Origin of the sequence: Phaeodactylibacter xiamenensis (genome assembly GCF_965229835.1) — a bacterium.
Lineage (GTDB): Bacteria > Bacteroidota > Bacteroidia > Chitinophagales > Saprospiraceae > Phaeodactylibacter > Phaeodactylibacter xiamenensis.
This window is the reverse complement of the sequence record NZ_OZ245931.1, coordinates 884,205-911,085: the sequence shown is the minus strand read 5'-3', so window position 1 is coordinate 911,085 and position 26,881 is coordinate 884,205. Positions and strand designations below refer to the sequence as shown.

General features: G+C 51.3%; 16 protein-coding genes. 10 read left to right on the top strand and 6 right to left on the bottom strand.

The window, feature by feature from the left end; translation table 11 throughout:
• Window positions 1-28: 28 nt before the first annotated feature.
• The 3 genes from ACO08I_RS03375 (at window position 29) to ACO08I_RS03365 (ending at window position 9,457) form a co-directional block, all read left to right on the top strand.
• Entirely contained in the window at window positions 29-997 is a 969-nt protein-coding gene (locus tag ACO08I_RS03375) for a N(4)-(beta-N-acetylglucosaminyl)-L-asparaginase (protein ID WP_421948477.1), read from the top strand.
• A 705-nt stretch (window positions 998-1,702) separates the two neighbouring features.
• Entirely contained in the window at window positions 1,703-2,656 is a 954-nt protein-coding gene (locus ACO08I_RS03370) for a PorP/SprF family type IX secretion system membrane protein (RefSeq protein WP_282784345.1), read from the top strand.
• 132 nt (window positions 2,657-2,788) lie between these two features.
• Entirely contained in the window at window positions 2,789-9,457 is a 6,669-nt protein-coding gene (locus ACO08I_RS03365; protein ID WP_421948476.1) for a gliding motility-associated C-terminal domain-containing protein, read from the top strand.
• Between the two features lie 68 nt (window positions 9,458-9,525).
• On the opposite strand, the gene ACO08I_RS03360 is transcribed toward ACO08I_RS03365, so the two are convergent.
• Complete coding sequence (locus ACO08I_RS03360; RefSeq protein WP_421948475.1) at window positions 9,526-11,802, bottom strand: choice-of-anchor B family protein; 2,277 nt, start codon at window positions 11,800-11,802, stop codon at window positions 9,526-9,528.
• A 113-nt stretch (window positions 11,803-11,915) separates the two neighbouring features.
• On the opposite strand from ACO08I_RS03360, the gene ACO08I_RS03355 reads away from it, so the two are divergent.
• On the top strand, window positions 11,916-13,694 hold the full coding sequence (locus ACO08I_RS03355; protein WP_282783758.1) for an ABC transporter ATP-binding protein: 1,779 nt from the start codon (window positions 11,916-11,918) through the stop codon (window positions 13,692-13,694).
• A gap of 94 nt (window positions 13,695-13,788) precedes the next feature.
• Here ACO08I_RS03355 and ACO08I_RS03350 read toward each other — a convergent pair whose 3' ends face one another.
• The gene (locus tag ACO08I_RS03350; RefSeq protein WP_282783756.1) at window positions 13,789-15,519 is read right to left on the bottom strand and encodes a PA domain-containing protein; all 1,731 of its coding nucleotides are present in this window, start codon (window positions 15,517-15,519) and stop codon (window positions 13,789-13,791) included.
• Between the two features lie 221 nt (window positions 15,520-15,740).
• Between ACO08I_RS03350 and ACO08I_RS03345 the strand changes: the two genes are divergently transcribed.
• Window positions 15,741-15,977, top strand: coding sequence for a hypothetical protein (locus ACO08I_RS03345; RefSeq protein ID WP_044227451.1), 237 nt, complete (start codon window positions 15,741-15,743; stop codon window positions 15,975-15,977).
• An 82-nt stretch (window positions 15,978-16,059) separates the two neighbouring features.
• Here the strand turns inward: ACO08I_RS03345 and ffh are convergent, their stop codons facing one another.
• Window positions 16,060-17,454, bottom strand: coding sequence for a signal recognition particle protein (gene ffh / locus ACO08I_RS03340; RefSeq protein ID WP_282775735.1), 1,395 nt, complete (start codon window positions 17,452-17,454; stop codon window positions 16,060-16,062).
• Window positions 17,455-18,044: 590 nt separating this feature from the next.
• On the opposite strand from ffh, the gene ACO08I_RS03335 reads away from it, so the two are divergent.
• The 5 genes from ACO08I_RS03335 to yidC all read left to right on the top strand — a co-directional run bounded on the left by ACO08I_RS03335 (window position 18,045) and on the right by yidC (window position 23,778).
• Window positions 18,045-18,869, top strand: coding sequence for an OmpA family protein (locus ACO08I_RS03335; RefSeq protein WP_282775734.1), 825 nt, complete (start codon window positions 18,045-18,047; stop codon window positions 18,867-18,869).
• A gap of 26 nt (window positions 18,870-18,895) precedes the next feature.
• A complete protein-coding gene (locus tag ACO08I_RS03330; protein ID WP_421948474.1) occupies window positions 18,896-19,531 on the top strand; it encodes a helix-hairpin-helix domain-containing protein in 636 nt (211 codons plus the stop codon).
• A gap of 69 nt (window positions 19,532-19,600) precedes the next feature.
• Window positions 19,601-20,386, top strand: coding sequence for a hypothetical protein (locus ACO08I_RS03325; RefSeq protein ID WP_421948473.1), 786 nt, complete (start codon window positions 19,601-19,603; stop codon window positions 20,384-20,386).
• 96 nt (window positions 20,387-20,482) lie between these two features.
• Window positions 20,483-21,706 (top strand): pyridoxal phosphate-dependent aminotransferase, encoded by a 1,224-nt coding sequence (locus ACO08I_RS03320; RefSeq protein ID WP_282775731.1) that lies wholly within the window; start codon window positions 20,483-20,485, stop codon window positions 21,704-21,706.
• 185 nt (window positions 21,707-21,891) lie between these two features.
• Window positions 21,892-23,778, top strand: coding sequence for a membrane protein insertase YidC (gene yidC, locus ACO08I_RS03315; protein ID WP_421948472.1), 1,887 nt, complete (start codon window positions 21,892-21,894; stop codon window positions 23,776-23,778).
• A 191-nt stretch (window positions 23,779-23,969) separates the two neighbouring features.
• Here yidC and ACO08I_RS03310 read toward each other — a convergent pair whose 3' ends face one another.
• The 3 genes from ACO08I_RS03310 to fucP form a co-directional block, all read right to left on the bottom strand.
• Window positions 23,970-25,199, bottom strand: a complete 1,230-nt coding sequence (locus ACO08I_RS03310) for an ROK family protein (protein ID WP_282775729.1) — start codon at window positions 25,197-25,199, stop codon at window positions 23,970-23,972.
• A 112-nt stretch (window positions 25,200-25,311) separates the two neighbouring features.
• Window positions 25,312-25,473, bottom strand: coding sequence for a hypothetical protein (locus tag ACO08I_RS03305; protein WP_282775728.1), 162 nt, complete (start codon window positions 25,471-25,473; stop codon window positions 25,312-25,314).
• Window positions 25,474-25,567: 94 nt separating this feature from the next.
• A complete protein-coding gene (fucP, locus tag ACO08I_RS03300; RefSeq protein WP_421948471.1) occupies window positions 25,568-26,791 on the bottom strand; it encodes an L-fucose:H+ symporter permease in 1,224 nt (407 codons plus the stop codon).
• Window positions 26,792-26,881 lie beyond the last annotated feature (90 nt).

Sequence of the window (26,881 nt, the reverse complement as noted above, 5' to 3'; positions counted from 1 at the left end):
CCTTGACCAAGTATTAACCAAAACGCATATGTCTTCCAGAAGAAAATTCATAGAAAAAGCGCTAGGGGGCGCCATTGGGCTAACCGTTGCCCCTTCCTTGCTTCGGGCTGAAAGTGAGAAAAATGCCGAAGCTCCGGTTGTAATCTCTACCTGGAATAATATCAATGCGAACCGGGCAGCCTGGGCGGCCCTGACTGCCGGGAAGTCAGCTTTGGATGCGGTGGAAACAGGCGTGATGACCGTAGAAGCGGACCCTGAAGACATGTCTGTGGGGTATGGAGGACGGCCGGACCGTGACGGGCGCGTTACACTCGATGCGAGTATTATGAACGCTGCGGGAGATTGCGGTTCGGTTTGCTTTTTGCAGGATATCAAGCATCCCATTTCAGTAGCGCGCAAGGTCATGGAGGAGACGCCGCATGTCATGCTTGCAGGCGCAGGTGCCCGTCAGTTTGCACTGGAGAATGGCTTTCAGGAAGAAAATCTGCTCACACCGGAAGCGGAGCAAGCCTGGAAAGACTGGCAAAAAGAAGCTAAATACAAACCCATTATCAATATTGAAAACCACGATACGATTGGTATGCTTGCTATGGACAAGCAGGGAGATATCTCCGGAGCCTGTACCACTTCCGGGCTCGCCTTCAAAATGCATGGCAGGGTAGGAGACTCGCCGATTATCGGCGCAGGCTTATTCGTCGATAATGAAATTGGTGGTGCGGTGGCTACGGGTATGGGAGAAGCAATTGTCAAGGTGTGTGGCTCTTTTCTTGTCGTGGAACTGATGCGGCAGGGCCGTACAGCAGAAGAAGCCTGCAGGGCAGCGGTGGAACGCGTGGTGAAAAAGCAGAAAAACTACGAAGAATTCCAGGTGTGTTTTCTCGCCTTGCGGAAAGACGGCTCTTATGGAGGCTATGCTTTGCATAAGGGCTTTACCTATGCGGTCTCCAATGAGCCCGATCCAAAGATTACCAAAAGTTCTTCTTACTTATCCCGTTAAACGTAGTTCAGGATTTGTTTTCGGGGCTGCTTGTTTCCATGCAGCCTCTCGCTGCTTTATGCCATGTCGTCGCTTACTTCAATCATTGCACACTTCGGGGAGATTCGTGGATTCTTTAGGTATGACCAATTTTCAATGTTGTATATAAGGCTGATTAATAGTGAATTGTGTTGAGTTGTGTTGACCAGGGTGATAAAAGGCACCCTAATGTCAGCTAAAATTATCATAGATAAAATACACTAATCTAAAACCAAACGCCTAAATTTGGTCTCGCTTGGAAAACCTGGACATTTGCTGTGCGCAAAGGTGATGGTCTGGGAGTAAAAATCTCCTCAGTGGATGTTTTTCTTTCAAGCGTTAGTGGTTGTGCAGAACTGCAGGAAATAAGAAGGCGTACTTTACGTTTTGGATTATGTCCTGCTGTTGACGTTCAGCCACCAAGAGCTTTAGAGGTACAGAACTACATATTGTTGGATTGAGGTTGGAATACCGGGGCTCCCGCCATTCCTTTATGACCTTATATGTGCGCTGCTTATTCACCGTTATTAGTGAATAGCACGCTACCCTCACCTGTTCAATTGTTTGTACTGCACTTCCTTACGCATCTTGGACTTTATTATATGTTATTTTTTATAATTAATGACGGATCATTCGTTTTTCGAGCGTATAAATTTTCTAAATTTGCGCATCTCAAAAACTCATCCCATGACGCGACTTAAGTACAAGCTATTGTTCCTGGTTCTCACAGCGGCTGCCAGCCTTAATGCTCAGCAGCTTTCCTTATTTACGCAGTACCGTGAGAATGCCACGGTGATCAATCCTGCTGCTGTTGAGAGCGACTTCCTCGCCTTTGGCCAAAACATTTCCTTCGGCGCTTCCTATCGTGCCCAGTGGGTGGGTCTGGAAAATGCGCCCACCACTCAGACCCTGCGAGGTTCCTATATACATACACGCGGATCAGGCGTTACGTTCATGGCCGGCGGCCACGTGATCAATGACCAAACCGGGCCAACCGGGTTTACCGGGGCTTATGGCCGTATTGCCGGTATTGTTTCCGGTGATCCGGAGACAGGCGGTTTTGTTGTTGGGCTTAGCGCCGGCGCGGTGAATTTCCGCGTTGATGCTTCCCAGATTCGCTTGCGCGAACAGGGAGATATCGTGGGCACGACTGATCAGTCCCAGTTCTTCCCGGACGTTGGCGTTGGCCTTTATTACTACCGGATGGTAGGCCGTAATGACAATATGATCTACGGTGGATTGTCTGTCCCTCAGGTGTTCGGTCTCGACCTGACCTTTCAGAATGAAGAAGGGGAGTACAGTACGAAGCGGGTGCAGCACTATTATGGTATGTTCGGCTTTTATGCCTTCCTGAATGACAATAGCTTCCTTGAGCCTTCGGTATGGATTAAATACACTGAGGGTGCGCCGACAAACGTAGACTTTAACCTGCGCTACTTTACCCCGGTCAACTTTTGGGTAGGCGCTGGCGCTTCAACAGCGGGTAATGCTCACCTCGAAACAGGTGTGATGCTGGGTGACCTTGCTGGTTACGAGAATACCTTCAGAATCGGCTATGGTTTTGACTATTCCTTCAGCTCCTTTGGCCCCTCGGCAGGTGCTACCCATGAAATCAACCTGACGATGTCGCTTTATCGCTAGACCTAATGGCCGAACAACAACAAACACTTATACTGCTATACTCTAACGGATCAACACCAGGTATGGTGGCCCACTAAAAATTGTGAAAGTCCCATGAATTTTCAGATCATACTTCCCAATTTCCATATCCTCATGAAAAAAAGACTTCTTTCCCTTGCTTTGTTTTTCTTTTTCGGGGGAGTACTTGCGTTGCAGGCCCAAAATGTGGCTTACACGATGTACTTTGAACAGCCGGAAAATCCGCCATGTCTTGATGAAGAGATTTGCATTGATGTCACGGTGCAAAACTTCTCCAACATCGCTACAACGGATTTCAACATTCTCTGGGACTCCACCGCTTTCGAATTTGTCCAGGTCACAGGGTTTAACCTGCCCGGTCTGAGTGCGGCCAACTTCACCGAAACCAGCGCCGGTTCCCTCAATATGATGTGGGAAGTTGAGGATTGCAGTACGATTAACGATGGCGAAGGGGTGACTCTCGACGATTGTGACAATACCTGCCGGCCGGTTATCTTTCAACTTTGCCTCCGGGCAATTGGCACCTACGGCAGCTCTACAACAGTAACCGTTGGCCCCAACCGCTACACTACTAAAGACAACAGTAACTGTGTCAATACACAAACTTTTGTGGAGCCGGCATTCGTATCTACATGCGTTCGCCCCTTTATCATTGATATAGGCAGCGGGCAGGGTAATGAGGGCGACCTCGTCTGTATTGACTTCTCCGTAACTGGTCTCGACAGCTTGTCTTCCTTCCAGTTCCCGGTGGTGTGGGACTCCACGCTGGCTGCTTTTGAAAGCGTGATTATCCCGCAAAACCTGCCTAACTTCGGGCCAGGCAATATTGGCAATCCGGAATCGGCTATGGGGGTACAGGAAGGCAGCATTACAGTTTCATGGGGGGCTCCACCTCCCGCCAACCTGCTTTCCCTGGCAGACTCCACACTGATATTCCAACTGTGCCTCCGGCTTAAACCGGGGTCCTGCTCCAGAGATATTGATGTGTCCATTGCTGACGTGCAGCCCGGGCAGCCTTTCTTCCGCCCGGAAGCAACGAATGATTTTATGAACGGCTTCTCCAATATCCAGGTTGGCCAAAATCCTGGAATTATCGAGGTGGGGACCTGCAATCCTGAGGGTGTGCAGGTGGTCGCTAACTGCGGCGCACCGGTAACCGTTAATGATCAGATTTGTGTAGCCGTAGAAGCAGGCAGCAACTTTCAAAACGTAACCGACCTGGGCTTCCTGATGCAGTGGAACACCAGCATTCTGGAATATACCGGCGTACAGGGCTTTAACCTCCCTGGGCTTAACGCTACGGGCTTTAATGAACTGAATACTCAGAATGGTATTTTAGGCTTTGAGTGGGATGGCTCTGCTCAAACCCGTAATGAGGGTGATGTCATTTTCGAGGTTTGCTTTGATGTGATCGGACTCGGTGGCAACAGCCCTTTCCAGTTTATCAATAATAATGCGGATGTTGGGCAAATCAGCAACGGCCCCAATATCGGGATCAACCCTACCAACTGCGAAGTAACCGTTAATCAGCCTCCGGGCATAGTGATGGAACTTACCGGTGGGCTGGAAGGACAGCCAGGGGATACACTTTGCTTTGACTTCACTGTAACTAATTTCACAGATGTGGAGGACATGCGGTTCAGCATCGTGTGGGAACCTGAAAACCTGGAATATCTGATTGGAGTTGGCCCTCAGAATGTTAACCTACCCAGCGGTGCTGCGGCACTGAATGCCCTCGGCTTCGGTAATGGCCAGATTCTGTTTGACAACTGGAACCCTCCTTCGCCTGTAACCCTGGCAGATGGGACCTCTATTTTTACCCTTTGTTTCCAAATTCCGGATGATGAAAACCTGGCTGGTACTTGTGACCTGGTTCAAATTGCCAGTGATCCGCTTGTGGCCGAGGTTATCACTTCCAGTTCCAATAACGAAGATGTCGGATTGACTGGCATCGGCGGCGACTACTGTATTCTCAGCCCTGATGGTTTCTGGCTGGTGGGAGGCCAGGTAGAAGGGGACCTTCGGGATACCGTTTGTGTACCCTTCCAGGTCGGGCAGTTTGAAGATATTACGGGGGCAAGCTTCTGTGTCAACTGGGCGCCAGGCTCCCTCAACTTTACTGAATTTATTGATCCCGGGCTCATCCCCAACCTGAACTTTGATCTGGATGCTGAGCCGGTAGGTGCTGCCTGTATAGACTTTATGAGTGCAGAGCCATTGTTTGCAGTAGATTCAGCCATTATCTTTGAAATGTGCTTTGAACTGCTTGGGCCTGCCGACACCTGCTACTCCATAGCTGTCAATGAGATTCCCAACCCAACGGTGACCACCGCCAATGGGCCAGGCAGCCTGCTGGATTTACCCGCAGAACTCTGCATCAATGATAAACTTTTCCTCGATACCACAATCATTACGGCAGTAAGCTGTCCTGGTGTTTGTGACGGAGAAGTACAACTTGTCGTTTCCGGTGGCGTGCCTCCGTACACCTTCAGCTGGGAAACGGTGCCTCCGCAATTTGGCAATACCGCACGATTCCTTTGTGCAGGTGATGTGGTGGTGACCATCCTCGATAATTCCGGGCTCTCGCTTACCGACACCATTACTGTACCGGTGGGAGGAGCCGATCTTTTTGTAGATGTTGGCCCTGACCGTATTGCAAATTGCGGGGATTGCAGCACTGCCAACTTCATCAGTGCCATGGCTACACAGGTATCTGAAAACCCCAACGTGGTGTACGAATGGACCGCTTCTCAGGGCGGGCAAATCTGCGGTGCCACAGATAGCCGCTTCCTGCTGGCCATCGGGCCGGGGGTATTTACGTTTGAGGTTCGGGATGACAGCAGCGGCTGTTTTATTACTGATACGCTGGAACTGCTGGCACCTGCACTGCCATTAGTCGAGTTTGAGCAGGCAGATCCAGGACAAATTGACTGTAACAACCCCTCCATTATGCTCTCCGTAGTAGAGGAGGACAACGTGGATTATAGCTGGACCGGGCCAAATAGTTTCACTGCAGATACCAGGGAAATTATGGCCTCGGATTCCGGTACTTACGTGATTACGACTTCATTTATTGATAGCGGGTGTAGTGCTACGGATTCCATTACCATAGATATTGATACCACGCCTCCGTTCATTTTGGCCAGCCCTGGTACAGATTCTGTATTCGTCGGCTGTAATGATGCGGCCAACCTGAACGGCTTTGTAGCAGAAGATATCGCTGATTATACAGCCCGATGGCTGGATGATACCGGTATGGAAGTGGCCAGTGGAGAGACTTTCTCTACCACCACGCCTGGTACGTACTTCTTTGAAGTTATCAATAATCAAAACGGCTGTACCGCACTGGATTCCACGGTGGTCTCAGCAGAGGCGGAGCTGCCTATGGTTATGATAGATCAGGACGCAGCCATCAACTGTAATGGAGATGAGGTGCAATTGAATGCGGTTGTCACCAACGCCAACCCCAATGCTGTGTTAGCCGACTGGAGTTCTCCCGATGGTGGTCAGTTGGCCCCTGGAACGGAAGACCTGCTCACGCCAACGGTCACCGTACCGGGTACTTTTAACCTCACCATTACCGATGAGGCAACCGGCTGCACGGCTACAGATATGGTTACCGTAGTTTACGATACCATCCCCCCTGCCGCTGTTGCTACAGTGGATGGCCTGATCAGTTGCGACAGTGAGACAGCTTTGCTGGATGGCTCTGCTTCCGGACAGGGGCCAAACGTGACTTACAACTGGAGAAGCTTGTCCCTGGGTGATGTGAGCGATAATATCACAGAGCCGGTTGGCGCACCAGGGCTTTATGTGCTAACAGTACGCGACACACTTTCGGGCTGTGTAGCCACCGATACCGTCCTCGTTGTACAGGATACGATGCCTCCGCTGGTGACCCTGACCCCGGCTCAGAACCTGAATTGTAACAGGGATACGGTAACCTTTGCGGCAAGTGTGGACCTGGATCCGGGTACATTCACCATAGATTGGGGGAACAGTATTTCCATTATCGAGGGCGATACCATCGCCCGGGTAACAGAACCCGGAGTGTACACCATAACCGTCACCAATGATATCACCGGTTGTGAAACCGTTCTCACCCGAGAGGTCGATGACCTGGATGATGCGCCCGAAATCGTACTGGCCGAGGATGTGTTGTCTCTGGATTGCAACAACCTGCAGGTCATGCTGGATGCCACCGGCTCCACAGTTAGCGATAGTACAGTGACGGTGCAGTATCAGTGGTCTGCGATTGAAGGTAGCCTGATTTCTCCATTGAACGGGCAAACTGTACAGACGGATGAGCCCGGTATCTACGTGCTGACCCTCACAAATGTGGTTTCTAATTGTGCGGTGACAGATACCGTGGTGGTGGAAGACAATCAGGATACGCCAACGGCGGTGGTGGTTGAGAACCAAATCTTACTAGACTGTCTTAACCCGATAGATACACTGGATGGAACGGGCTCTGATACCGGCAATAACTTGATTTATATTTGGCAGGTAATTGATCAGGGTACTGTTGTCGACACGCTGGCCATCGGTCCGGATGCATTGACAGCCCAAGTCACCAATGAAGGGATATATCGTTTGCGTATCCTTAATTCTGAATCTGGCTGTTCCGCTGGTTCTTCACCTGTTCAGGTGACCGTAGAGGGAGAGACCCCAACAATTGTATTCGGCGAACCAACCGATATTGGTGTGATAGACTACGATTGCAATGTGCCTGATACCATTAATGTGGAGATAAGCCTTGCTAATCCTGAACTGTTTGAGGAAACTGATTTGGTTTACGAATGGTCTCCGGGCGTATTTTTTGATGGCGATGTTACCACAGTTGGTATTTTGGCGCCAGGTACTTATAACCTGATGGTTACAGATACGACTACAGGCTGTGTTGGTGAAAGTGATTTAATCGTGAACGACATCCGCGAATTCCCCGATATCGAATTTGCCGATGAATCCCCGTCACTGACTTGTACCGCGTCCACCATCGCCCTTGACGCTTCTGGTTCTACTTTCCAGCCTGACACAACCGTTTACAGCTGGATGGATATCGATGGTATGGAGCTGGGCACGGACCCAACGCTTGAAGTCACCACACCGGGCCAGTACCAGTTTATGGTGACAAATACGATAAATGGCTGCTCAACGGTAGATACGCTTACAGTTAGTGAGGACACGAATCCGCCGGCTGTACAGCTGGAAGTACCTGAAGACTTGACCTGTATCACAGAGAATGTCCTGCTGAGTGCAGCACCAACAGGTGATGCGAATGATTTCACAACAGCCTGGAGTGTTGACAACGGTGGGACCATCGTGCCTAATGACGGCACCCTGACTGCCAATGTAGATGCCCCGGGTACCTATCAGTTGACGCTGACTTCGAATATGAATGGTTGTGATTCCACTGTGATCTTTGAAGTCGCTGCCGATACTACTGCACCGGAAGGCGAAATTGCCATGCCTGACTTCCTGGGCTGTCCTGGTCAAACCGTTACACTTGATGCCTCTTTATACGGTAACAACGGTGAGTTTGACATCGAATGGACAAGCATGGCGGGCAATATTACCCCGGCTACCGGTTCCTTCCTGGTGGATGTAGACGCTGCGGGCACCTACTTCCTGTCCGTAACAGACCCTACCAATGGTTGCGAAGCTATGGATACGGTAGCGGTGGAGCTTGATCCCGAAACGCCAATTGCTGTGGGCGCGGCTCCGGACAACATCCTGGGCTGTGGCGATACCCTTACCCTGGATGGTACCGGTTCTTCTGAAGGTATGATCTACGATTACGAATGGGTAGCAGTGGGCGGCATGGGGCTGCCTCCGGTGCCCGTTACCAACCTGACGGCTACGGTCGATGCAGTTGGCGATTACCTATTTATCGTGACGAATACGAATACCGGTTGTTCTGATACATCTGAAGTGGTTTCCATCCTGCCTGATGACAGTCTGCCGGACGCACTGGCACAAGTCGATAGCGTGTCTTGTGATGGCAATGCCTTCATCAGTGCAAATCTGCCGGATGGGGTGACCGGGCAATGGACCCTCAATAGCGGTATTGGCACACTACAGTCAGACTCCCTGAGTGCTACGGTGGTTACCGGACTGGGCAAGGAATTGGTAGAACTGACCTGGAGCCTTTCACAGGATGGCTGCCCTGACTTTAGCTCAAGCACTATTACGGTTGAACCGCAATTGGCACCGGATGCCGCAAATGATATCATGACGGTGGATCAGGGCTCAAATCAGGCACAGGCAATTCTGCTGGCTAACGATATCCTGACCGGTGTTCCAGGTGTCACTTTTGAATTCACCAGTGAGCCAACACTGGGCGATGTGACGGATCAGGGAGACGGTGATGTAACCTACACCCTCACCACCAACCTCTTCGGTCCTGCACAAGATGCCTTCGGCTACGTCATCTGCAATGCGGATTGTCCGACCCTTTGCGATAGCGCTTCCGTTGAGGTAAGCATACAGCGCGACAGCATGGAAATCGAAACGCCTAATGGTATCACACCAAATGGTGACGGTTTGAATGATGCACTGATCTTTGACCAGCTGATTTTGAACCCAGATGAATATCCGAATAACGAATTGATCGTCTTTAACCGCTGGGGAGACATCGTATTCCAGGCTCAGCCATACGGTAACGACTGGCAGGGCGAGAATATGGATGGCACCAACCTTCCAGACGGTACCTACTACTTTATCCTTCGATTGGATATTGGTGGTGGAGAGATCATCAAAGGCGACGTGACAATCCTAAGGTAGCATCCTGTTCCTAACTAAAGCAAAGCCCGCCCTTCGCAACAGTGTGAAGGGCGGGCTTCTTCATTTTCCTAGCGTTTGATGAACTTCAAATGTACCCAGGGCAACCCTTCCCGCTTGATACTAATAAAATAAGGCCCTGCCGCCCATTGGCCTGTCGGAAGCGGCCCGGTATACACCGAGGACTGTAAAACCCGCTGCCCCTGTGCATTAAAAACCTGAATCCCCTCAATCCTCACCGGGCTTTCGAGGAAGAGCTCCCCGTACGCCGGGTTAGGGAAAATCCGGAGTTGCTGAAGTTGCGCATCCTCAGTACTGCTAAGCATCACCTCAATTGGTTCAGAATACCCCCAGCAGAATGCCTCATTTTGAGCGCCCACCTGATAAGTACCCTCCTCGTTCGGCAGGAAATACGGCACTGTAGTGGTATCTACCGGTACGCCTTCGTACAGCCAGATAAATAAGCCACTGCTCGTCAGGTCGCAAAACAGCGAGTCCTCTACTTGTGTAATACCGGGCACAGGCAATGGCGCTGGTATTTCACCTAATACGAATGCTGTGTCGCACTGTCCGTTACTGGTAGTAATTTCATATACATCAGCGGGCACAAATAACAGGCTCGTATCCGTAAAGCTGAGCCCAAGGTCAGTAATGGTGTAGACGTAACCCGGGCTTTGCTCCACACTAATGACCAGGCTGTCTCCCTCGCAAAGTGGCGGGATGAAAGGCTGAAACTCCGGTGCGGGCGCAGCGGGCAACCGAGTAGCTTCCAGGACAGCAGACTCGGTTGTACAATCATTCAGAATGCCCAGGAAGCTGTAATTGCCAGGTGCGGGAAGGAGGAAGGACTCCATATCGGTATTTTCAATCAATACGCTGCCAGGTTGTTGCAAAAGGAGGACAGAATCAAAGTCCGGCTCTGCATCAAAGGCAATTTCCATGGGTACGCCGGGACAGAAAGTATAGGTTGCTTCCAGCCCTGTAAAGGCAGGCAGCTCAGTGATGCTGACCGTGAGGGTATCGGAATAAGCCGGGAAGGTCCCGGTATTGTTGACCAGATAGTACTGCCCGGGCTCCTGAATGGTCAGGCTTTCCGTTGGGGCGTCCGGCAGTGGGGTGCCGCTGTTTTCCCACACCCATCCCTGCCCGGCGATGGTGGCAGAGAGGGTGAGTGTTTCCTCTTCGCAAAGCTGCACGCTCCCGCTTTGGCTTAGGCTGGCTGAGAAGACCGGCTCGCTTTCAAAGCTCCAGCCCTCCGGTTGAAGGACGTACAACCCATTTTCAGTATCAGAGGCGATAATCGTACCGGAAGGGAAAAACGGATAAACGCCCCAGCAGCCATCGTAACCCTGATAGTTGGTATTTTGTGGATGGGTGTCGTAGTAGGCAAATGAGGTCACATTCAGCGGGTCACTAATATCAAAAACCTGCACCCCTTCGTGGTAGTAGGAAATGATGGCATAATCTCCCCTGATAAAGGGGTTGTGGGCTATCGATCCGGTCGCCTGTGGTGCCAGCAATTCTGATTTGAAAAGATCAACGACTTCCATTTCCAGTGGGTCGCTCACATCAACCATTTTCAGGCTGCGCCCAAAAGTTTCGTCTGCGAAAACCAGGTAATCTCCATCTCCATGAAGCCAGCTGGAATGGTTGTACCCTTGCTCAGGATAGTTGCTTAGGGTGCCGAGTGTCACCGGGGTTGTGGGGTCGGAAAGGTCATAAATAGAAAAGCCACTTGTGCCATGGGAGCAAAAAGCGATGTTGTCGCGGACGAAGATATCATGAATGTACCCTCCGGCGGGCAGCACCGGGTTACCCAAAAGTGTAGGTGCTGCCGGGTTTTGTGTCAGATCCAGTATGGTGACGCCATTGGAGGGATTATTGCCGCCAGCCACGTACAGCCGTCCGTTCGCCTCATCAATAAAGATATTGTGGGCCCGTGTGAAGAATTCAGTACTCTGGGAGACCTGAATCACCGTATCCGGCAGTTGGCTCAGGTCGAAGATGGTCAGCCCTTCGGAGCCCTGGTCTGCGCACATGTAGGCGTATGCACCATAGGTTTTGTAATCCCGCCAAATGGAGTTGAGCTGGCCGGGGAAGCGGCCGACTTCCACGATCGCTTCCGGGCTGGTAATGTCAAAAAATACGGTGGTGCCCACATTGCCTAAAATGGCGTACTCCCGGCCATCCGGGGCGGTATATCCCCAGATATCATTGTAGCTCAGCGATCCAAGGGAGGGGAGGCTGTTGTCATCCCACACGGAAAGGGCGGTCATATTGAGGCTGTCCTGAGCCCGGGAGAAAAAAGGTCCGCTGCAAACAAGCAGCAGGATAAGCAGTCGTTGCATGATGATTTTTTTTATTTTGCAATTTGTTTAGGCTGTGTTGAGAATTCGTTTTTGGAGCGAATGCACCCAAAGGGTGAAATCTCAATATAGACTTAAGGAAGGAAAATGAACGCATGACTAAAGATAAGCTTTTAGCGGTAAATAATCTGCGAACCTCGTTTTTTACAGATGCTGGGGAAGTCTGCGCCGTGGATGGGATCAGTTTTGACCTGTACCGGGGAGAAACGCTGGGCATCGTAGGAGAATCTGGCTCGGGCAAATCTGTCACAGCGCTATCGCTGATGCGGCTGATTCCTTCACCGGGCCGGATTCTGGATGGGAGCGTGGAGTACTTTCCCGAGGAAGCGCCTGCTGGTGTGAATTTACGGGAGCTGCCGAGGAAAGCGATGCGGCACTACCGCGGCAGCGAGCTTGCTATGATCTTTCAGGAGCCCATGTCTTCCCTAAACCCGGTTTTCCGTTGTGGCGAGCAGGTTGCTGAAGGGATGCGCCACCACCTGAAGCTTTCCAAAAGCGAAGCCAAAACCCGCGCCCTGGCCTTATTTGAAGAAGTACAGTTGCCCGACCCCGCCCGGATTTATCAGGCCTACCCTCACCAATTGTCCGGGGGGCAGAAGCAGAGGGTCATGATTGCCATGGCCATGAGTTGTAAGCCGGGCGTGCTTATTGCCGACGAGCCCACTACTGCCCTCGATGTGACGGTACAGAAAGCGATTCTGGAGCTTATGGCAAAGGTGAAAACCGAGCTGGGGTCTTCTGTCATTTTTATCACCCATGACCTGGGAGTGATTTCCGAAATTGCGGACCGGGTGCTGGTCATGTACAAAGGCAAAATTGTTGAAGAGGGCAGGGTAGAGGCGCTCTTTTCCAACCCCAAGCATCCTTACACCAAAAGCTTGCTGGCCTGCCGCCCGCCGCTCAACTACCGGCTCAAGCGCCTGCCTGTGGTCAGTGACTTTATGGAAGTGAAAAAATCGGATGACGGTGCAGTGGAAATCCTGGAAAAAGCCGTCACCCTTGAGTCCGTAATCCGTGGGCAGCGCGTACCGGCTATGGAGCAGCTTCGCCGGAGCCGGATGCTCAAACAGCAAACGCCTATTCTGAAAGTCAGTAACCTGCAAACATGGTTCCCTGCTAAACATAACTTTTGGGGCAAGCCCAAAGACTTCATCCGCGCCGTGGACGACGTGAGCTTTGAAGTTTACCCCGGTGAAACCCTCGGGCTGGTTGGAGAGTCGGGCTGCGGGAAGACGACTCTCGGGCGGAGCCTTCTTGGCCTGGCGCCGGTACGCAGTGGCCGCGTGGAGTATAAAGGGCAATCCCTGCTCGATCTTTCAGAAAAAGACTGGAAGCCGTTGCGGCAGGATATGCAGATTATTTTTCAGGACCCCTATGCTTCCCTCAACCCCCGTATGACCATCGGTAAGGCGATTATGGAGCCAATGCAGGTACACGGGCTGTACAGCTCAGACGCTGAACGGCGGGACCGGGTGCTGCAATTGCTGGAAACGGTAAGCATGCCGCCTCAGTACTTCGATCGTTATCCGCACGAGTTTTCCGGCGGGCAGCGGCAGCGTATCGCTATTGCCCGAGCGCTGGCATTGAACCCCAAGTTCATTATTTGTGATGAGTCCGTTTCCGCTTTGGATGTCTCCGTACAGGCGCAGGTGCTGAACCTGTTGATGGAGCTCCGGGAGAAGTACAAATTCACCTACATCTTTATTTCGCACGATTTGTCGGTAGTTAAGTTCATGTCTGACCGCATGATCGTCATGAATGCCGGTAAGATTGTAGAGCAAGGCTACAGTGATGAAATCTATGAAAACCCTCAGAACGAATACACGAAGAAGTTGATTCAGGCGATTCCGCAGGGGCGGAGCCGGCTGGTCTAAAACTGTATCTGAAAGTACTGTTCGAAAAGAAAACGGGCTCAGCCGGTACGTGACCAGCTGAGCCCATTGTTTTTCAGGAACGGGAGTCGTTCACTTAGTGGATGACCACAATACGCTTAGTCGCTTGTCCTTCCGGGGTTTGAACGCCCAGGAAGTAAGTGCCAGCGGCGAGGTTAGCGGTGTTGAACGTGTAAGTACCGCCCTTTACGCCTTCGTAGACATTGCGCTCGATCACTCTGCCGAACATATCTACCAGTGCTACGCGTACCTCATCTGCATATTCGTCAAGCTGCAGCTCCAGTTGGAAGGTCTCGTTAGCGGGGTTAGGGAAAACCGTCGCTTTGTTGTCCGCCAGAGTAATGTCTTCTGCGTCCACGCTGAAGCCTTCCAGGTGCAGGCGTACCACCGCGCGGAAGTCGCCAGCCCAGCCACCAGTGTAAAGCTGATCTGTGAAAGTCATAGTGCTTAAGCCAGGGTAAGCTTCATTGCCAGCGTAAGTATACCATGGTGGAATACCGAGTGCGGCATTTACACCATTATACTGTGCCATGAGCAGGTAGCCGGTATTGGCTTTCAGCTCGACCGGCTCAGGGAATTCCACGGTAAGCAGGTCATAAGGCTCTTCGTTACCGTTCAGGATGTAAACCGCCTGTCCTACAATCTCGAAGGTAGAGTAGTCGATTTCATTACCGGTAGCGCTTTGGCCATCTCCATCGGGATCTGTGTCAAACAGCGTCAGGAAGAAAATGTCAGCATCGTTGAAGCCCGTTCGGATAGAATCCGGATTGCCGAGGGAGAAAGTGGCATGCGTAGCCATTGCGCCCTGATCATTGGTCTCAAAGTAGTTGCCAAAGTCATAAGTCAGCAAGTCTTCGACGAAGCCCTCGCTGGTTGTGGCAATCCAGCTGTCCACCGGCCATTCCGGGATATTGCCATTGTCCATTTGGAAGGTGAAGTCCGTAACAGCGAACTGACGCCGCAGGGTATCCGCGGTCAAAGAGTTGGTGTACAACATCTCGTAAGTCCCTACTTCAGCGGGCGTGTAAGGCTCAAACTCAAAGGTGTGAATGACATCAGGATTAATGGTGTCCACCTCAGCCGTCAGCTTGGTTTCTGTGCCATCCGGAGCGATGATGTCAACGCTGGCAGAGACATCAAGGACCGGTTCCATCGGGTCCAGGTTCAGAAGGTCTACCGAGATGTTCTCAAAAGGAGTCACCTGCGACAGCGGCGTTCCGTAGCGGTCAGGCCCCAGGTCACCAAAGAACCCGCGCACCTGGAAAGTACCGATTACAGTCTCTCCAGCATCCAGCGCAGCAATAAAGCCTGCCGCTTCGCCCGGATCATTCAGGAAAACGGACGGAATTGTTACGTCCAGCCCTTTCTCATCACCCGCAGCCATACCACCAGTGGGGTCACTACCATCTGCATTAACGATGACCACTGCAATGGCACCTGCTTGCTGAGCATAGTAGACTTTATCACTAAAAAAGCATCCCCCCCGGCGAACCAGTACCATTTTGTCTGTGTAGTCGACCATGGTAGAGGTGTCGCAACCTAAGGTATCCATACCATCGCCTGCGATATCATCATCATCGACCCACATCACTTCTGCGGATACGGTGGTTCGCAGTGGTTGAGTACCCCATTCTGTAGAATTGCTTACAGAAGTGTAATCACCAATAACACGGGTCAGACCCGTACCAGGGACCTCAAAGAAAACATCCACAGGAATCGGAGAATCGTTTGGAATCTGTGCCATCAGCGGGTTGGCAGCCAAACTTACAAGGCAGCATACTGCCAGCAGTTGGTAAAGTTTTTTCATACTAAATGGTGTTTTATTTAATTTCTGGAATGAAAATAGGGATATGTTAGCTTACTGACAAAGTGTGGAGGTGTTAAATTTTAAATAGTGTGCAACTTTTTGCTCGGGGCATCCGTCATTGATGCAGAAATGTGTCTGAAAAACAGGCACTTTCGTCGATTCTACTGGATATGCTGGTAGAAAATCTGTATTATTGCAGTGACTTATTAGAAATCTAGGAAATGAAAAAGCCAAACACCCGTACTGTACTCGTTTCGCTGGCACTGGCAGCTAGTCTTTCCGCTTACACTTTTCTCAATGTAGCCTCCCATCAGTTGAATATTGGAGAGGATACGGCTGTTGAGGAACTGGATTACGAAGACCGCATTGAATCAGAATCTGGTTCTGTGGTTCTGCCCGATGTGCGCCTGATCAAAAAGGCGTTTGAAGTAGGAAAGCGTTTTCTGCCTGCGAGCTAGCCTTTATTTTATTTCACCACCCGACTAAAAAACGGATGCCCGACTTAACGAGCATCCGTTTTTTTATTGCTTGTTTCGAGCTTTAGCGCTTGCGCTTCGCCCGGCGACGGGCTATACCGCCCATTTTTTTGCCACGCTTGCCGGCTGTACCACCTTTGCCGCCCGGAGCACCCATGCCCATTCCAGGCATCTTGCTCATCTTGTGCATCATCTTCCGCATTTGGTCGAACTGTTTCAGGAACATGTTTATTTCCTCAATCGACTGTCCGCAGCCATCGGCGATACGGCGCTTACGGCTCGTATTCATCAGCTCAGGATTAGCGCGCTCCTGAGGCGTCATACTGAAGATGATCGCTTCCACCTTATTAAAGGCATTATTGTCAATATCGAGGTTCTTGGTCATTTTGCTCATGCCCGGAATCATGCTCATCAGGCTTTTGAGGTCGCCCATCTTCCGGATTTGCCCAATCTGCTCCAGGAAGTCATTGAAGTCAAACTTATTCTTCTTGATCTTCTTCTCCAGCTTCTTGGCCTGCTCCTCGTCGAACTGCTGCTCGGCACGTTCCACAAAGGAGATGATATCACCCATGCCCAAAATACGGCTGGCCATACGGTCGGGGTGGAAGACATCAAGCGTGTCCATCTTTTCACCGGTGGAAACAAACTTGATCGGCTTGCCCACGGTGTATTTGATGGAAAGCGCTGCACCACCGCGCGTATCGCCATCGAGCTTGGTCAGCACCACACCGTCGTAGTCGATGCGGTCGTTAAAGGCTTTGGCTGTATTCACCGCATCCTGCCCGGTCATAGAGTCCACCACAAAGAGCGTCTCATTAGGCTGCACGGCTTCTTTGATATTGGAGATTTCCTCCATCATCTCTTCGTCAACCGACAAACGCCCGGCCGTATCAATGATCACCACATCGTGGCTATGCGCCTGTGCGTGCGCAATGCCCTTGAGCGCGATCTCTACCGGATTTTTGTTCTCCATTTCCTTGTACACCGGCACCTTGATCTGATCGCCAATCACCCCAAGCTGATTGATCGCCGCCGGACGGTATACGTCACAGGCTACAAGCAGGGGGCTTTTCTTATTGTTGACTTTCAGGTGGCGCGCCAGTTTTCCGGAGAAAGTGGTTTTGCCAGACCCCTGCAGGCCGGCAATAAGGATGACTGATGGTTTGCCTTTCAGGTCGAAGGAAGCCGCTTCGCCACCCATTAGGCTGACGAGCTCGTCGTTGACGATCTTGACCATCAGCTCACCGGGCTTCACCGAACTCAGGACATTTTCCTGGCCAAGGGCTTTTTCCTTGACGGTATCCGTAAAATCTTTGGCAATTTTATAGTTCACGTCGGCCGCTACAAGGGCACGGCGGATTTCCTTTACGGACTGCGCGATGTTAATCTCCGTAAGCTTGCTCTCTCCTTTCAGGGTTTTGAAGGCACCCTCCAAACGTTCGCTCAGGCTGTCAAACATAGATATGGACTAATTTTAGTAAAGGGCGGGCTGCCGGGTATTCAATTGCTTGTTAGGCATGGCACGCTTTTCCGCCGGGCTTTTAGAGCGTGTTGAGACTTTAGTAATCGGTCTGCAAACTGCACTTTTTCGCTTATACTTCGCCCCGAAAATCCTCATTTAGCTTAGGCTAAACTCCGGTTTTCGGGTCTCGTCTAACCAAAAAATTGCTAGTCTTCGACTAGAAGGTCAAAATCCTAACACGCTCTTAATCGTGCAAAAGTAACAAAAATTTACTTCAACCTATCAGATAACACGGCGAAGGATAAGAGGTTGGAAGGAGATGGGGAAAACTTGACCGTAGATTTCCTTAAATATTTGTCGGTCGTAAGTGGAAATCAGGTGCAGGATTCATTGAAAAAGCTTATTTTGGGTAAGTTTCCTTTCGGAAATGATATTCCCATACAAATAAAGCACAGACAATCTGGAAAGTCCGGCAGGTACGCCTGTGGTTTGATGAAGAGCTGGCAGGGGATAAATCTTTTGCCCGCAAACTCTTTTTACGCAGGGCTGCGCTTCCGGCATACTTAAACAAAACGAACGCTGGAACGATGTCAACCTTCTTCAAATTCCTGGTCGCTGCCCTTGTTTGGCTGCTTTTCTACCTGGCTACCTTTCGGGGGTGTCAGGAGGAGCTTTGCCTGGCTTGCGACCCGCCTCCGTCCGTGACCGTAGCTGATACCCTTCCTGAAGAAGCCGGGCTGCCCGTTTATTTCAAATGGTCGGATGCAGAAGCCTATATTGGAAAAGGTGTGGAAGCTTTTTTGCAGAAGCAGGTAACGGAAGGCGATTCCCTGCAATTGCTGGTAATCACAGGGCTTTACTTCGAGGGTGAGAAAGCCGTAGCTGGTGCTGAAAATCTCGGCCTGGCGCGTGCCAGAGAAGTCGCCCGCTTATTTGACGGCTTGCTGGACAGTACGCGCCTGCAATTGCGTGCCCGTCAGGTGGAGACCCCGGAAGACGCCCAATCCGCGCCTTTTGAGGGGGCATTATTTGAGTGGGTGGACCCCAAATCCCAAAGTGCGGTAGATCAGCTTGCCGATCGTATTTCCATCCGTTTTCCCACGGGGTCTGCTGACCGGGTCTATGCGCCCGAAGTAGATTCCTTCCTGATTGAGCTGGCTACGCAGCTCCGGTCGTCTGGGCAACGGGTGCGGATTACCGGACATACGGACAACACGGGTTCGGCAGAGAAGAATGTTGGTTTGGGTCTGGCCAGAGCAGAAGCGGTAAAGCAGTTTCTGGTAAAAGCCGGCGTATCTGCCTCACAGGTTACCACGGATTCCAAAGGCGATGCCCAGCCGGTTGCCTCTAACGCTACGGAGGAGGGGCGTTATCAGAACCGCCGGGTGGAAGTCCGTATTGAACCGCAATAAAAAACCTCAGCAAAACGAAATCAACCATGGAATTCGGAACACTATTTCTTGCCACGCTTGAGCCTTGCTGGCTATGGTGGCTCATTTTATCTGCCCTGGCTTTTATACTGGGCGCTATCGTTGGCTGTTTGCTTTGTAGTAATAAAAAGAAGCTCCGGGAGCTGGAAGTTGACAATGCTGCACTACAGGCCCGGAGCACCAACTGGGAAAAGGACTACATGGGGCTGAAGTATCAGCACGAGCAGTTGGAGGGTACCCTTAAGGAAATCCGTGCAAAACTGAACAGCTGCGAAGCAGACAAACGGATCTTGGAATCCAAATTAGCGCAGGCCGGTGAAGGAGAGGGAAGGGTAGAGCTGTCAGCGGGCTCTACGTCAGTAGTGGGCATGGGGCGCTCGTCCAACCCGGATGACCTCACAAAAATCGAGGGCATCGGCCCAAAAATCGAGGGGCTGCTTAATGCCGGTGGAATTCACACCTGGAAGGAGTTAGCAAATACGACCGTAGAGCGGCTGCAGGAAATCCTGGATGAGGCTGGCAAACGGTTTGGCCTGGCAAAGCCGGATTCCTGGCCCCGGCAGGCCGCATTGGCCGCAGCCGGGGAATGGGAAGCTTTACAAAAGCTACAGGATGAGCTGCAGGGTGGCATAGACAAAAGCTGAGGGAGACTAAAAAGCTGAAAATCATGAACCCTTACTTTTCCGGCCTGTTGTGGTGAAAAACAAAAAATCATGCGAATTGCCTACTTACTTTCACTCCTGATTTTGGCCGGGCTGTCAGCCTGCACTCCTTCCGGAGAAACGGACGATACACTAACGACAGCACCGCAGGTGTACCCTAATCCGGCCGCCCCGGGTTTCAGGGCAGATGCCTCAGATGAAAAGGCGATAGCCATCGCAGATTCGGTAATGGAGGCAATGGGAAGCCGGCGCACCTGGGACCAGTCCCGCTACTTCCACTGGAATTTTTTCAACCGGCGTACCCTGCTCTGGGATAAGAAAACCGGCAATGTTCGGATCACGATGCTGCCGGACAGCAGTACCGTCATGGCTTTCAACCTGAATACCGGAGAGGGGCAGGCCCGGGTGGATGGAGCGCTCGTTACGGAGCCGGACAGCCTGGAAAATCTCTTGCAACAAGGCAAAAGTATCTGGATCAATGACGCCTACTGGGTTTTTATGCCTTTCAAGCTCAAGGACTCTGGCGTAACCTTAAAATATCAGGGCGTTGATACCACGCAGTCTGGACAGGTGTCAGATGTCCTGCAGCTGACCTTCGAGGAAGTCGGGGATACCCCACAGAATAAATACCTGGTGTGGGTAGATCAGGACGAGCATCTGGTGCGGCAGTGGGCTTACTTCCGCGATGCGGCGGATGAAGCGCCGGGCTTTGTAGTTCCGTGGCAAAATTATCAGGAATACAATGGGCTGAAACTGAGTGGCGACCGGGGCGAGCGAAAAATCACCGGGATTGAAGTACTGGGGAATTTGCCTGACGAAGCCTTCCGCCTGGAGTAGGCATCGTACAAAAAGGCGGATTTAACATACCTGGGGTTTACCCCTGCCTCAAATTAGTCTATATTTGGCGCTAATTTTATCAGAAACATTAGCGCTATGCCTTCTATTTCCAGCCGGGGCAAAAATGTTCCCATGTCGCCTTTCCGAAAACTGGTCCCCTTTGCCGACAAAGCCAAAGAGGCCGGTAAGCATGTGTACCACCTGAATATTGGTCAGCCCGATATAGAAACGCCATTGTACGCCCTGCAGAAGGTGCGTGAAAATCAGCTAAAAGTACTGGCTTACAGCCCGGCAGTGGGGCAATTGAGCTACCGTAAAAAGCTGGTGGAGTACTATCGTAAATTTGAGATCGCGCTTACGCCTGACGATATCATTGTGACGACCGGAGGTTCTGAAGCCATTCAGTTCGCTATGCTGTCTTGTTTTGACATAGGGGACGAAGTTATCGTTCCCGAACCGTTCTATGCCAATTACAATGGCTTTGCGCAGATTGGCAGCCTGAATATCCGGCCTATTACCTGTGATATTGAAGATGGCTTCGCCTTACCCCCGGTAGAAGCCTTTGAAGCCGTCATCACGGACAAGACCCGGGGCATTTTTATTACCAACCCGAATAACCCTACCGGTTGCTTTTACAGCCGGGAAGATTTAACACAGCTGGGGCGCTTATGCAAAGCCTATGATCTGTTCCTGTTTGTAGACGAGGTGTACCGGGAGTTTTGTTACGATGGAAAGGAATTCTATTCGGCCCTTCGCCTGGAGGGGCTGGAAGATCATGTTATCGTGGTCGACTCTATTTCCAAGCGCTACAGTGCCTGCGGAGCGCGCATCGGAGCATTGGTTACCCGCAATCAGGGTGTTTTGGAAGCCGCTACCCGCTATGCCAAACTTCGCCTGAGCCCTCCGGGGCTGGCACAGATTTTGGCGGAAGCCACCCTTGACATGGACGACAGCTATCTCGGTCAGGTCACTGAAGCCTACGATCGCCGCCGGCAGGTGGTCTACAACCGCCTGCAAGCTATGCCCGGTGTGGTGAGTTATCTGCCCGGTGGTGCCTTTTACTGCTTTGCAAAGTTCCCACTGCGCAGCGCTGAGCATTTCTGTCAGTGGCTGCTGGAGTCCTTTGAGCACGAAGGGGCAACGGTCATGCTTTCTCCGGGCGAAGGGTTCTATGCTACGCCCGGGCTGGGCCGCGATGAAGTCCGGATTGCCTACATTCTGAATGAGCAAGACCTCGAAAAAGCGATGGATTGCCTGGAGGTGGCGCTGGAAACTTACAAAGCTGTGGAAGCAGCCATGGAAGCCACTCCTGCCTCATAAATCGCCGGGCTGGCCGAACAATTCTGAATAAACATCTATTGTGTTTACCGCAAGCACCCTGAAAGTTGTACTTTTGCGGTGCTCTAGAAGCGCTGTGCGCATGCCGGAACATGATTTTTTGGCCTAATTTTTTGACTTTCAGTTATTTAATAGCACAGCATTGGTGAAAAAAGTTCAAGATCTGAATGGATAGGAATACGATAATCGGACTCACGCTCATCTTTATCCTGCTGATGGCATGGCAACAGTTTATGGCGCCCACTGAAGCGGAGATACAGGAACAACAAGCCCGTCAGGACTCTATTGTGCAGGTACAGGCGCGGGTAGACAGCCTCAAAGCAGTAGCTAAGGACACCGTGGAAGCCGTACAACTGGTGGAAACTGTGGATGACTCCCTGGCGCTCCTTCGTCAGCAGGCGGCGTTTGGCCCCTTTGCTGCCGCAGCGGATGGTGAAGAACAAACCCTGGTGCTGGAAAATGACCTGATGAAGGTGAATCTTTCTTCAAAGGGTGGCCGCATCACTTCTGTGCTCATCAAGAACCACAAAAAACTCCGCTACCTGGAGGACGGTTCTACGGAAGAAGTGCCGCTCTACCTTCTGGAAGATGAAAAAAATAAGTTTGAATACTTGCTGCCCATTGCCAACCTGCCTTCCGGCGGTGTGAGCACCGGAGGCTTGTATTTCGATGTGGCAGAGCAAAACGAGCAGTCCATTGTACTGCGTGCGCCAACGACTACCGGTGGCTACTTCGAACAGTCCTATTCCATCGCCGATGGGTCCTATAATATTGATTACGACATCAAGCTGGAGCAGCTGAATAACGTGGTGTCTCAGGGCGTGGATCAAATTAAGCTGAGCTGGGTAAACTACCTGGATAAGCTGGAGCACAACGAAGACTACGAGCGCCGTTATTCCACCGTTTACTTCAAACCGATGGATGACGACCCGGACTACTGTAGCTGTACCGGAGACGATACAGAGGAGATTGACGGGCAACGCCTGAAGTGGGTGTCCAACGCCAATCAGTTCTTCAACACGTCCCTGATTGCCGAGAACGGTTTCGATGGCGGCACCTTTGAAACGAAAATGCTGCCTGAAGAAGGTGAAGACCTAAAGCTGTTGGTCTCAGAAATAGAAATCCCCTACGGACGCTCAGGCAGTGAGTCCTTTGCCATGCACATGTACATCGGGCCCAATGAGTTCGACCGCCTCTACAATATGGGGCATGGGCTGCAGGATGTGATCCCCTTTGGCTGGAGCATTTTCGGTTCCATCAACCGCTGGATTATCCGTCCGGTTTTCAACTTCCTGTCTGGCTTTATAGGAAGCGCCGGTATTGTGATCCTTGTGCTGACCTTTGTGGTGAAGCTGGTACTGTATCCGCTGACTTACAAAATGCTTTACTCCCAGTCGAAAATGGCCGCCCTGAAGCCCCGAATGGCAGGCGTGAAGGAGAAGTTCAAAGATGATCAGCAGGCGCAGCAAATGGAGACCATGAAGATGTACCGGGAGTTCGGAGTAAATCCCCTTGGCGGCTGTATGCCCATGGTGCTTCAGATGCCGATCTGGTTTGCCCTGTACCGCTTCTTTCCGGCCTCCATTGAGTTCCGGCAGGCAGGCTTCCTTTGGGCCAATGACTTGTCTTCCTATGATATCTTCTGGAAACTGCCCTTTGAAATCCCATTCGGCTTCGGTGCACACATCAGCCTGTTTACGCTGCTCTGGGCGGTGACCACACTGATCTACACCTACTACAATACCCGCCACATGGACATGGGCGCCAACCCGGCGATGAAGTACATGCAGTACATCATGCCGATCATGTTTATGGGCTTCTTCAATAGCTTTGCTGCCGGGCTGACCTGCTACCTGCTGTTCAGTAACCTGATCAATATTACGCAGACCATTGTCACCAAGAATTACATCATTGACAATGAGAAGATCAACCGGGAACTGGAAGCCTACAAACAGAAGCCGAAGAAGAAAAAAGGCTTTCAGCAGCGATTGGAAAAAGCCCTGAAAGAACAACAAGCTATTCAGGAGCAGCAAAAGAAAAAGCGGAAGAAGTAGCCCTTGCCTTGCTGTTGAACCTTCCTGCTTACTTAAACCTGGCGGGCCAATGACGGATTGTTATTGGCCCGTCTTGATTAGGACAGGAGGAGAAAAGCTATCGTATCCTGCTTGATAATGGTTGGATGTGGGGTGCTATACGGGTAGCCACTTTCGGTACTGTAATACCAGGATTACTATTGCAGGCAGGGTCAATCGGTTGTCGACAGGAACTTATGCTGCACCAGTAAGCAAGCCCCCAGCACACCAGCCCGGTTGCCCAGGTCCGACACTTTCAGTTCGGTATCATTACTCACCAGGCTAAGGGAGTATTTGTTAAGCGCGCTAAGCAGTGGGAGCCGGATGTAATCACCGGTTGCGGCGAGGCTGCCGCCCAGTACCACAAGTTCGGGGTTGAAGACATTGATCAATGCAGCGATGCCACGGCCAAGTTGTTCGCCAATCTCCGCGATGAGTTCGATGGCAAGCACATCATCTGACTGTGCTGCCTGAATGATAGCTTCCAGGTCAATGTCCTCCAGGTGCTCCGGATTTTGCACGAGTTGGGTAGTTGCACCGTTCCGGACCCGGGTTTTAAATCGTTCCAGCAGTGCCCATCCGGAGGCTTCTGTCTCCAGGCAGCCTTTTTTCCCGCACTGGCAGATAATGTTGTTATCAAAGACGGGCATGTGCCCGGCCTCACCGGAGTAGCCTGATTTACCGTAATAGAGCTGCCCGTCGAGCACCATGCCCATGCCGATGCCGTAATCCAGGTTCAGGAAAAGCACATTGCGCTCCCTTTCCACCACCCCGGCTGCGAACTCTCCGTAAGCCATAGCCCGGGAGTCGTTTTCCACTACCACCGGGATACCAATTTCATCACCAATGATTTGGCTCAGGGGCTGATCCTGGAAATGGAAGAAGCTGTAGCTGTAGCCAGTTGCGGAATTCACGCGACCGGTCAGATTGATGCCCGCCCCCATGATTTTTTCCCGGGGCGTTTGGAGCTGACTGATAAAGCCCTCGATAAGCTGGCAAAGGGCACTCAGGCTTTCGGGGGTATTAGCGAGAGTATAAGGCACATACTCTTTGATTTCCACGATATTTTTTTGGAAATCGGTCAGCGCAATGTGCATGAAAGTTCGGTGAACGTCGACCCCAACAAAATAAGCCGATTCAGCAGCCAGGCCATAAAGGTTAGGCGGGCGCCCGCCGGTGGAGTTGTCCTTGCCATAGTCTTTGACAAACTGCTCGTCCATGAGCTCGTTGAGCAATGCTGTGACCTTGGGGACCGAAAGGTGAAGTGCCTGGCGAAGATCGCCAATAGCGGTAGGGCCGTGTTCTGCGAAGTAGGCCAGCAGGCGTTTTTTTTGCTGGATTGTTTTATAGGCAACGCCGCTTATCGAATCATTGAATTGCTCCGTGAGAAACAGCTTGTTCATACCAGGGTTCCTGTTTGATCGTATTGGCAAGTTGAAGTGGTAAAGAATTAGCATTTTCAGCAACAGAACGCCTTCCTCAACTTTCATCACTCCATTTTGCGCACCTGAAGGGTCAGGTATTTATGGGCTCAGCCAGCCCAAAGGTAAATATCGCAGCTTGTTTTTTAAAAATATCAAAAAGAAGGGTTTTGTTTTCGTGATTTTTAATTTTCCTACCCTTTTTTGAAAATTTTACTCCAAAGGCTGTAAGCCTGTAGCTGTAATGGGTAGCCATTGACCCTATTTCGTTTGTCCAAAGCTCTAAATACAATAGCGCCACCGGAATCTGTGGTCCCGATGGCGCCATTGAGTTGGAAAAGGGGCAGTCGTTATTCCGCCGCCACAAACCCTTTAGGGTGCATGTAGCCACGGAACCCATAGAAGGCCACAAATAGGAAGGACACCACCGGGATCCAGAAGCTGGCCTGAATACTAAAGGACTCGGAGAGGATACCCATAATTGGAGGGAACACCGCTCCGCCTACAATAGCCATAATGATAAAGGACGAGCCCAACTTGGTGTGTTTGCCTAAATCGCGGACGCCCAGTCCAAAAATTGTGGGGAACATAATCGACATAAAGAAGTTAACTGCAAGGATAGCGTAAACTGCCGCTGTGCCACCCAGCATAATACCCATCAGGCAAAGGCCGGCGGCAATCAATCCGTAAACGCCCAGCAGGGTGCTGTCCTTGATGTAAGACATCAGGAAGGTACCAATGAAGCGGCCGATTACGAACAGCAGGGTGCCTGCTACCAGGTACGCTCCGGAGGCTACTTCCTTGCTCACGCCCGGCATCATTTCTGTAACAAAGTCGATGGTAATGCCCCAAAGCCCGGCCTGTGCCCCAACATACAGCAACTGCGCAAGCACAGCGAGCATGAGGTGGCGGAACTTGAAAATGACAGGGTCAAACTTCAGCTTGTCGCCCTTGTCTGGCTCCGGCATTTGGGTACGCCAAATCAGGAAGGCTACAATGAGTACAGCAATGGCAATTCCTACGTAAGGCACAACCACGGCATTAGCGGCCTGCAATTTAGCTTCCTGCGTGGCCATATCGCCTTCATTGCCGGAGAAAATGAGCATGCCCGCCAGATAGGGGCCGACCACCAGGGCAACGCCATTAAAGGACTGTGCAAAGTTGAGGCGCTGAGTGGCGTTTTCTTTGGGCCCCAGGATGGTCACATAAGGATTGGCTGCCGTTTCCAGAAAAGCAAGCCCACTGGCAATGACGTAAAGTGCCAGCAGGAAGAAGGCAAAAGTGAGCATCTTGGCTGCCGGTATGAAAAGCAGGGCACCTATGGCGTACAGCAGCAGGCCCAAAATGATCCCTTTTTTATAAGTGTACTTTTCCATGTAGAGCCCGGCAGGCACCGCAATCGTAAAATAGCCCAGGTAAAAGGCCGTCTCTACCAACAGGGCCTGCGCCCGGCTGATGTCAAAGACCGGCTGAAAGTGCGAAATGAGTGCCGAATTAAGAATATTGGCGAGCCCCCAAAGGAAGAACAGACTGGTGACCAGTATGAAGGGGATTAAGTGCGGATTCTTTTTCATGTACGCTAGGTTTTTTCGTTTCGTTAGTTTGATGACCGGCCATTACAGCGGTTTGTAATGCGATGATAGGATAATTTTTGGATTCTGGTG

What these genes read in the sequence shown, in the direction of transcription:
- ACO08I_RS03375 (WP_421948477.1), top strand. Translation starts at nt 29, where the DNA reads ATGTCTTCCAGAAGAAAATTCATAGAAAAAGCGCTAGGGGGCGCCATT.
- ACO08I_RS03370 (WP_282784345.1), top strand. Translation starts at nt 1,703, where the DNA reads ATGACGCGACTTAAGTACAAGCTATTGTTCCTGGTTCTCACAGCGGCT.
- ACO08I_RS03365 (WP_421948476.1), top strand. Translation starts at nt 2,789, where the DNA reads ATGAAAAAAAGACTTCTTTCCCTTGCTTTGTTTTTCTTTTTCGGGGGA.
- ACO08I_RS03360 (WP_421948475.1), bottom strand. Translation starts at nt 11,802, where the DNA reads ATGCAACGACTGCTTATCCTGCTGCTTGTTTGCAGCGGACCTTTTTTC.
- ACO08I_RS03355 (WP_282783758.1), top strand. Translation starts at nt 11,916, where the DNA reads ATGACTAAAGATAAGCTTTTAGCGGTAAATAATCTGCGAACCTCGTTT.
- ACO08I_RS03350 (WP_282783756.1), bottom strand. Translation starts at nt 15,519, where the DNA reads ATGAAAAAACTTTACCAACTGCTGGCAGTATGCTGCCTTGTAAGTTTG.
- ACO08I_RS03345 (WP_044227451.1), top strand. Translation starts at nt 15,741, where the DNA reads ATGAAAAAGCCAAACACCCGTACTGTACTCGTTTCGCTGGCACTGGCA.
- ffh (WP_282775735.1), bottom strand. Translation starts at nt 17,454, where the DNA reads ATGTTTGACAGCCTGAGCGAACGTTTGGAGGGTGCCTTCAAAACCCTG.
- ACO08I_RS03335 (WP_282775734.1), top strand. Translation starts at nt 18,045, where the DNA reads ATGTCAACCTTCTTCAAATTCCTGGTCGCTGCCCTTGTTTGGCTGCTT.
- ACO08I_RS03330 (WP_421948474.1), top strand. Translation starts at nt 18,896, where the DNA reads ATGGAATTCGGAACACTATTTCTTGCCACGCTTGAGCCTTGCTGGCTA.
- ACO08I_RS03325 (WP_421948473.1), top strand. Translation starts at nt 19,601, where the DNA reads ATGCGAATTGCCTACTTACTTTCACTCCTGATTTTGGCCGGGCTGTCA.
- ACO08I_RS03320 (WP_282775731.1), top strand. Translation starts at nt 20,483, where the DNA reads ATGCCTTCTATTTCCAGCCGGGGCAAAAATGTTCCCATGTCGCCTTTC.
- yidC (WP_421948472.1), top strand. Translation starts at nt 21,892, where the DNA reads ATGGATAGGAATACGATAATCGGACTCACGCTCATCTTTATCCTGCTG.
- ACO08I_RS03310 (WP_282775729.1), bottom strand. Translation starts at nt 25,199, where the DNA reads ATGAACAAGCTGTTTCTCACGGAGCAATTCAATGATTCGATAAGCGGC.
- ACO08I_RS03305 (WP_282775728.1), bottom strand. Translation starts at nt 25,473, where the DNA reads ATGGCTACCCATTACAGCTACAGGCTTACAGCCTTTGGAGTAAAATTT.
- fucP (WP_421948471.1), bottom strand. Translation starts at nt 26,791, where the DNA reads ATGAAAAAGAATCCGCACTTAATCCCCTTCATACTGGTCACCAGTCTG.